The organism is Limnohabitans sp. 2KL-3, assembly GCF_001269405.1.
Lineage (GTDB): Bacteria > Pseudomonadota > Gammaproteobacteria > Burkholderiales > Burkholderiaceae_C > Limnohabitans_A.
This window is the reverse complement of the sequence record NZ_CXON01000005.1, coordinates 302,807-311,437: the sequence shown is the minus strand read 5'-3', so window position 1 is coordinate 311,437 and position 8,631 is coordinate 302,807. Positions and strand designations below refer to the sequence as shown.

Sequence of the window (8,631 nt, the reverse complement as noted above, 5' to 3'; positions counted from 1 at the left end):
CCTCCACCGAGGCCAATTGGTCTTTGTCGCCCAGCAACACCAATCGGGCCGTGGGGGGCAGCGCTTGCAGCAGGGCGTCCATCATTTCCAGATGCACCATCGAGGCTTCGTCCACGATCAACACATCGACATCGAGCGGATTGGCCGCGTGGTGGCGGAACATGCGGGTGTCGGGCCGAGCCCCCAAAAGCGCATGCAAAGTACGCGCGGGGCCAATGCGCTGGATGAGGGTGTCCAAGTCCAGCGCTGCATCGCTCTGGGCTGCGCCTGTTGCATCGGCGGTTCCGGACACGTTCAGTGATTGCCCTTTGAGTGCTTTGAGCGAGCCGTCAATCGACTGCTTGAGTCGGGCTGCGGCCTTGCCCGTGGGCGCCGCCAATGCCACACGCAAAGGATGGGGACCCTCGTGCAAAGCAAGCAGCAAAGCCAGCAAACGTGCAGCGGTGTAGGTTTTGCCCGTGCCCGGTCCCCCGGTGATGACCGATAAATGCGAACGCAAAGCCACGGCGCAGGCCAGCTTTTGCCAGTCGGTCTGCGCCTCGGCGGCCTTGTTTGAGTTGGGCAGGGCCTTCGCCCCCCCACCCTCCAGCGCTTGGCCAAAAAAGCGGTCCAGCCACACCCGCGCCAAAGCTTCGTCCACAGGCACCGCATTTTGGGCACGTTGCAGCAGGTTTTGGCCCACCCGCTCTTCGTAAACACGGTAGCGGCGCAAGTAAAGCAATGGGGCGTCCTCGGTGCCCCCCAACACCAAGGGTTGCCCAAGGTCAGGCGCACTGGCCAGGCGCAGGCAAGCAGGCGGTGCTGCTCGCAAGGCGACGCTCCAAGCTTGTGCGCTGGGGGGCATGTGGGCCCACAAGGCGGGCAAGCCCAGTGCAAAGGCCTGCACCTCGGGAGCCGCCGCACCGAGCCAATCCACAGGCGGCGCAGCCAGGGCGTGCACGGCCAAACAGGTATGACCGCGCCCCTCCATTTGCGCCAGCACGGCAGCGGCCACCAACACGGCAGGTGATGTGGTCGCGTCCAGGCGATGCAGTTGGGTGGCCAAAGCGCTGTCCAAGCGGCGCAACCAGCCCAGCTCGGCCCAAGCGTGCAGCCACAGCAAGCAGTGTTCGGCGTTCAAACCGTGCACAGGCACATCGTTGACCCAATCCATTTGGGCGGCCTGTGCCAAAACGGGGGTTGGCGGGGTTTTACGCTGGTTCACAAAGACACTCCTGACGGCTCTGGTGCATGCACAACACCCCCCAACATCGCATCCAGGCCATCCATCAAGGCCGTCGGTGCAGGCAAACAGCAGCAACCGCCCACAGGCCCGTCCAAGCCCCGCATGAACAGGTACACCGCGCCCCCCAGATGCTGGGCCGGGTCATACGCTGAGCCCAGACGTGAGCGCAGCAAGCGGTGCAGGGCCAACATGTAAAGGGCGGCCTGCACCTCGTAGCGGTGCTCGGCCATGGCTTGGTCCAGGGCCTCGGCGCTGTAGTTTGCATCTTGAGCACCCAAGTGGTTGGACTTGTAGTCCAGCACCCAGTAGCGCCCCGCGTGCTCGAACACCAGATCGGCAAAGCCCATGAGCATGCCGTGCAACTGGGCGTCGGGCAGCTGGGGCCGCGCCACACCGGGCAGCAAATGCTGCTGACACAGGGTGTCGATTTCTCGGGCATGCAAGCGCTCGGCCGGCAGCCAAAACTCCATCTCGGGCAGCACGGTTTGCAGCGCATTCAAGGACACATGGGGTCCACGCCCGGGGCTCCCCAGGGGCTGGGCCACCAAACGCGACAACCACTGCACCACGCCATCGGCCTGCGCTGTGTAGCCCGAACGCTCGCAGCGCTTGGCCAGGCGTTCGGCGGTGGGGGTGCCCGGCTCCAGCACAAAACCCTCGGCGGCCAGCCACTCCATTTGGTCGTGCAAAAAGTTGCCTGCACTCGGTCCACGGGCAAAGCTGTGCCAAGGCGCTGTCTGTGCTGACAACGCTGATTGCGCCAAGTCGTCAAGGCTCAAGGCTGTTTGCAGCTCAATCGGCAGAGATTCGGGCCAAGCCGTGGCGACCTCCTCCTTGTCAGATTCGTCATCGGCGCGGCGTGGTGTGGCCATGTCCAGACTGACCGCCCCAGACGCCATGGGCGGGGCCGACACCCAGGCAGCCGAAGACAGCGCCTGAGAAGACAAGCCCCGTGTCAGCCGAGAAAAACTCGCGATGCCCCAGGTTTTGTCAATGCGGGCATTGCAAACCAAGGCCTCGCGCAGTGCCACGGGCTGCTCGCTACGCTGCCAGCGGGTCAGACCCGCCTCGCCAGTCGCCCGCGTGAAGTGCACCGACAAGGGCTGGCCTTGGGCATGGGTTTGCAAGGCCTGCAGCTTGGGCCACCAGCCGGTTTCGTCGGGTTCATCGCCCCCCGCCAGCAAATGGCCCGAGGCGCTGTCGTGGTTGACACACTTTTTGCCGTTTCCGCGCTTGACCGGGCTCCAGCCCACCCACAGCGCATGCCGCGCCCGGGTCAGCGCCACGTACCACAGACGCAGGTCTTCGCGCAGGCGGTCACGGTCGGCCGCTTGTGCATCGGTCCGGTCAAAGTCCAGCGTCCAGTGGCGGTCGCCGCCCGCCTGGCCGACCTGCATGACAGACGCTTTGCCAGCCGTCACTTCGCGGTGGCTGTGTGCAAAGGGCAGGCACACCACCGGGTACTCCAGGCCCTTGCTGGCGTGGATGGTGATGACCTTGACCAGGTCTTCGTCACTTTCCAGGCGCACGGTTTTTTCTTCGCTCTCGCCCGCGCTGCCGTCCAAGGCTTCGTCGATTTGCTGAAGCAACCAGCGGATCAGGGACTGCTCGCCATCGAGCTGGCTGCTGGCCGTTTGCAGCAGCTCGGCCAAATGCAGCACATTGGTCAAACGCCGCTCGCCATCGGACTGACCACGCCAGCGGCCTGCCAGCTGCAGCCTGTGCAGCGACTGGCGCAGCATGGCCAGCACGCCCTGGGTTTGCCAGATCTGGTGCAGCTCGCGCATTTGCTCGGCACGCTGGTCCAGCAAGTCATCTTGCGTGGCCAGCGCGTGCAACTCGGCCAGCGACAAGCCCACGGTGCGTGTGCCCAAGGCTGCTCGCACGCGGCGCATGTCCTGGGGCTCAGCCACACCGCGCAGCCACAAACACAGGTCTTGCGCCTCGTCGCTGGCAAACACCGAATCGCGGTCGGACAAATACACCGAAGCCACGCCCCGCCAGCGCAGCGCATCGCGCACTGCGGCGGCCTCGACCCCGGTGCGCACCAGCACGGCAATGTCTTTGGGCTTGAGCGGGGCATCGCCTTGGCGAGGGTGCACAAAACGGGCATTCGGGTCACCCAGCCAGGCCACGATCTGCTCGGCGCACAAGGCCGACAGGTGCACACGCGCATCGCGCTGGCTGCGCAGCGTGGCGTCGTGCACCAGGGTCATGGCCGGGACGGCACCACCACTGACATGCAGCACTTCGGCACGGCCGTGCGCTTTCACGCTCTGAAAAGGCAGCGGGTCCTCCAAAGCGGTGCGGTAGCCAAAGGCGTCTGCTGGAATTTCAAACCAACGGTTGACCGCATCGACCATGGCCTGGGTGGACCGGAAATTGGTGCCCAGCACATGGTGGCGGCCCTCGGTGGCTCGACGCGCGGCCAGGTAGCTGTGAATGTCGGCCCCCCTGAAACCATAAATCGATTGTTTGGGGTCACCGATCAACAACAAGGCCGTGTCCTGGCGGTTGTCGGCTGTGCGGTAAATGCGGTCAAAAATGCGGAACTGCAGCGGTGAGGTGTCTTGAAACTCGTCGATCAAGGCCACCGGAAACTGCTCACGCAGGCGCTGCGCCAGACGCTCGCCCGACTCCGGGTCGGCCAGCGCCACATCCAGGCGCTCCAGCATGTCGGCAAAACCAAACAAGCCGCTGCGCCGCTTGAGTTCATTCATGCGTTGCAGCACATGGCTGCGGGCATGCAGCCGGGCCTGTTGCTGCGGGTCGGGCAAGGCTTTCAAAGCGGTTTGCAGCTGGGCATAGGCCTGGCTTTCGGGCGGCAAGGTCACCGGGTCTTCACCAGGCTTGCGGCACGCCATCAGGCCTTCGGGGGTGAAGCGGTGCCAACCCGCTTTCATGGCCGCTTCCAGGGCCTGGCCATCGCCCGGGCCTTGCGACCATGCTTTGAGCATTCCCAGCCAATCGGCGGATTTTTTGACCGTCAGCGTGCGGCCATTCCAACCGTGTTTTTTGGGGGCCAGTTGCGCCTCGATCCAGCCCAGCAAGTTGTCGGCTTGGACATCCCAAGCGGTTTTGAGGGCTTGCAGCTGCGCCTCGCGATCGGCCAAGGCAGCCGCGTAGACCTGCGCCAGTGTGCCTGGCGAGGTTTCGGGCAGGGGCACGGCCATCAGGGCACGCATATCGGCTTCCAGCGCGGGCACGTCGCGCCAAATGGTTTGCACCTGCGCCACTTGCTCGGGGAGCATGGGGTAGAGCTGTTGCCGCCAATAGTCCTGCACCGCCTCCAGGCGCAAGGCGGCCTCGTCGCCGACCAGGTTTTCTTCAAACAGGTTGCCGCTGTCAAAGGCGTGCTCGCGCAACATGCGCTGGCACCAAGCGTCGATGGTGTAGACGGACGCATCGTCCATGGCTTGGGCCGCCAGCGCCAAACGGTAGGCCGCTTGCTCGCGCACACGCCCTTCGGGGTAGTCGGCCATCAGGCGCATCAAAAATGCATCTTCACTGCGGGCCAGGCCCCGAAAAACCTGCGCAGCTTCGGTCAGGCGGGCGCGAATGCGGTCTGACAACTCCCGCGTTGCGGCGCGTGTGAAGGTCATGACCAGCACGTCTTGCGGCAGCATGGGGCGCACCGGCGCGGTGTCCGCCGTGCCATGGCCCAGCACCAGGCGCACATAAAGCGCAGCAATCGTCCAGGTTTTGCCGGTCCCGGCGCTGGCCTCGATCAGGTGGCTGCCGCGCAGCGGGAAGCCGGGGGCGTCCAGGGCATGGGCACTCATGACAGTTCCTCTTGTTCATCTTGTGCAGAGTCTTCGGGCAATGCCTCGACCACGATGTGCGCGGCCCAGTCGCGCAAAGGGGCATAAACGGCTTGGGCGATTCGCTCAAAATGGCCGCTGTCCAGCACATCGCTGAGCGTGGGGTAGGTGCGGGCCAGCGCCGGGTCTTTGTTGCGCTCGGCACGCACATGGCTGCTGCCTTCGTACAGGTCGTGCAAAGCGTTCAGGTTGTCCGGGTCTTTGAGCCACTGCAAAGCCAGCACCGGGGGCACAGGCAGGGGCCAGCGCATGCCCTCGGTCCAAGTGTCCAGCAAGACCTGCAACTGGGCGCGGGCCGCTTGGGGCTCTGGAGGCGGCACACGCAGCACCGCATTGGCCCCCACCACCACACACACCAAGGGCTGCCCCATGGCGGCACTGGCCAGCGAGATCAGCCAGACGTCGATCAATTTTGCAGGCAAGGCCTTGGGCGGTTTGCCCTTCAAGTCAGCCAAAGCATTGGCCCGCAGGCTGAGCAGCATCCAAGCATGGCCGTGACGGCTCAAAACGCCGCTCAGGGCGTCTTGCAGATGCACTTGAGGGTGCGCCAGATCGATCAACACCCGAGGCGCTGGCTGGGGGTAATCCTGGCGCTCTTGCAAGGCGGCGCCCAGCATCGCCTCGAGCTTGAGGCTGAGTTTGCTGGCTTCGAGTTCGCCCACGCCTGCCAAGGGCATCGCCCCAGCCTGGCGCAAACGCTGCACCACGCGCTGGGTGTAACTGGGCATGTTGTGCGGGGTCACATCGGTGGGCACATGCTGCAGTTCATGGTCCAGCAGCTGGTACAGGTCCAGCCCCCCCAGTCCAAACAGCTCTTCGCCGGGCAGTTCACTGCGCTCAACGTCCAGGTTCACCTGCAAGCGTTCACGAAAAAATGCCCCGACCGGTTTTTGCAAAAACCGCCCCAATTGGCCCAGGGTGATGACCGGTGTGCCCGTGGCCGACTGCAAGGGCTCGAGCTGGATGGGGTCATTCTGGGGCTTGCTCGGCTGAGCGTTCAAGGGGTCGTGCAAGTTACCGTTCGAGTTACCGTGCAAGGCGGCAGCGTCATCACCAGGGCGGGCGTCGGTTTGCGCCGCTCGCCACTCCAGGGCAAAGGTCTGCAACGTGCTGTCTTGTTCAAAATACTGGCGGCTAAAGGGCTGCAGCGGGTGCACCGTGGTCAGGCGTTTGACCGTGCCCTCGCCCCACAGCGCATCGATCTCATCACGCAGCTGCGACACCAGCACCGACGGCGGTTGTTCGCTGTTGTTGCGCACACTGCGGCCGCTCCAGCTCACGTACAGGGTGCGCCGTGCAGACAACAGGGCTTCGAGCATCAGCTGGCGGTCGTCGTCCCGGCGCGAACGGTCACCCGGGCGGCTCAGGCCGGGCAGGCCCAGCAAGTCAAAGTCGGCACGCGGGCTGCGGCGCGGGTAGTCGGCGTCGTTCATGCCCAGCAAACACACCCGCGCAAAAGGAATGGCCCGCATGGGCATGAGCGTGCAAAAGGTCACACCTCCCGCCCGAAAACGCTGCTCCAGCTTGGGCACCTTGAGCGCCTCCATCCAGGCTGCGCGGGCCACCGTCAGTGGCACAGCCTGCGCAAAGTCAGCCTGATCGGCGGAGCGGGTCCAGTCGTTCAGGGCCTGATCCAGAGCCGACAGTGCGTTGCGGTCGGTGTCGTCTTGCGCCTTGAACAAGGCGGCCAACAGGGCGCGACCGCGCTGGGCCCATTGCAGGGGCGTGGCCTCACTGGCGCATTGCTGCCACCAGTCCATCAAGGCTTGCAACAGGTGCGCCAAAGCCCCGGCCAATTCGGCGTCCAGCCCCCCGACCTCGGCATAAGGGTCAATGCCTGCAAGGTGCGGGGCACTTTGCGGTGAAAGGCCCGGCGCATCGGGCACCGGGTCGGCCCCGCAGGCGTAACCCATCAGCATGCGTTGCACACCAAACAAGGCCGAGTTGTCATCAGCGCAAGTGTCCAGGCCCAAACCCGCCCGGTGCGGTGCCGACAAGCCCCATCGAATGCCCGAGCCCACCATCCAGCGCGTGAGCGTGGGCAACTGCTCGGGCTTGAGGCCAAAGCGGGCGGCCAAAGCGGGCACTTCGAGCAGCGCCACCCACTCGCTCATGCGGCTGCGTTGCTGGGGCAAGGCCAACAACCACTCCACCGCATGGATCAAGGGGCTGGTGGCCTGCGCCCCCAAGTCGGCAATGTCATAGGGAATAAAACGCGCATCACCCCGCTTGTACTGGCCAAACACGGCGCGAATGGCCGGGGCCATGACTTCGATGTCGGGCACCATCACCACCACGTCGCGCGGCGAAACCTCGGGTTGAGCGTGAAACCACAGCAAAAGTTGGTCATGCAGCACCTCGAGTTCACGCACCGGGCTGTGCGCCACTTTGAAAACCAGCGAGTCATCGTGCGCGTCCAGCGCGGCCTCGACCGGCTCCTGGCTCGACTTCAAATCGCGGATGCGGTTTTGCAGTTGCGTGAGCAAACGGCGGCCGTCGGCCCCCGGCGCATCGTCAAACAGGTCCAGCCGAACACCCGGATGGCGCTCTTGCGCCGCTTGCAGGTCGTCAAAGGCGTCCAGCTGCCGAATGAAGTCGCGCCCCTGTCGCCCCCAAGCGGCCAGCAAGGTCGGCGCGTGCAAATGCATCTGCTCAAAATCCACGGTCGACAGGTTTTCTTTCTTGTAGGCATGACGTCTGCGCTCGGCCCGCAGCGCATCGCGCCCGTCCATGATGTCGCCCCAGTGGTGCTGGCAAGGGTTGGGCACGGCCAGCAGGACTTGGCTGTGCGCCGACAAAGCGCCCAGCATGTCCAGCAACTGGCTGGGCATGTTGCTCATGCCAAAGACCGACACGCGCCGCGCCACCGGACTGGCCAGCGCCTGGCCCGACTGCAAAAGTGCCAGCGCGCGCAGATGCAACGCTGGCCGAGTGGCCTGTTTTTCTGCATCGGTCAAAGTGGCCAGCACACGCCGCCACAGCTCGGCCTGCCACCGCTGGTCCTCGGGCAAGAGGCCCGCCTTGTCATCGGGGCGCACGGGCTGGCCCGACTGGCGACGCAACACATCGCGCCCCTCGGCCCAGTCTTGCAACCAATCGGGGCGGTAAATTTGGTACTGGTCAAACAAGTCGGCCAAACGACTGGCCAATTGCAAGAGGCGTTCAGGCTCAGGCTCGGGTCGCTTGCCACGCAAATAACCGGCCACAGGTTGAAACACCGGATCACCCACACAGGCCGGCAACAAAGCCATCAACCGCCACGTCATGGGCAATTTGTCCAGCGGTGAGTCGGGCGGCACGTTGCTCGCACCCAGCACCTGGCGGTAGGTGCGCCACAAAAACCGCGAAGGCAGCTCCACCCGGGTGGCCGCGCAGACCCCCCCGCCAGGTCCGCCCTGCCCGGCCAGCGCCATCTTGATCCACTCGGCCATGCCATTGCTTTGCACCAGCACCACCTCCTGCTCGAGCGGAGCCAAAGGCTGTCGCATCAACCAAGCCGACAAGGTTTCGGCCAACACCTCAGAGCGGTGGCTGTGCAGGGCCAAAAAGCCGGGGACGATCGAAGAAGTGGTCATGTGCGTCAAT

The 8,631-nt window shown here is 64.7% G+C and carries 3 protein-coding genes; all 3 read right to left on the bottom strand.

Going from position 1 to position 8,631, the window contains the following annotated elements; all coding sequences use genetic code 11:
- Positions 1–1,153: AAA family ATPase (locus tag AMM41_RS09965; RefSeq protein WP_194944705.1), on the bottom strand; the 1,153-nt coding region annotated here is incomplete at its 3' end.
- A 47-nt stretch (positions 1,154–1,200) separates the two neighbouring features.
- Positions 1,201–5,007 carry an exodeoxyribonuclease V subunit beta gene (gene recB / locus AMM41_RS09960; protein WP_089956956.1) on the bottom strand — a complete coding sequence of 1,269 codons (3,807 nt, stop codon included), beginning with the start codon at positions 5,005–5,007 and terminating at the stop codon, positions 1,201–1,203.
- Complete coding sequence (gene recC, locus AMM41_RS09955; RefSeq protein ID WP_089957088.1) at positions 5,004–8,621, bottom strand: exodeoxyribonuclease V subunit gamma; 3,618 nt, start codon at positions 8,619–8,621, stop codon at positions 5,004–5,006. Before recC ends, recB begins: the two co-directional genes overlap by 4 nt.
- Positions 8,622–8,631: the final 10 nt, after the last annotated feature.

Coding starts and splice junctions, on each gene's coding strand:
- recB (WP_089956956.1), bottom strand. CDS start 5,007: ATGAGTGCCCATGCCCTGGACGCCCCCGGCTTCCCGCTGCGCGGCAGC.
- recC (WP_089957088.1), bottom strand. CDS start 8,621: ATGACCACTTCTTCGATCGTCCCCGGCTTTTTGGCCCTGCACAGCCAC.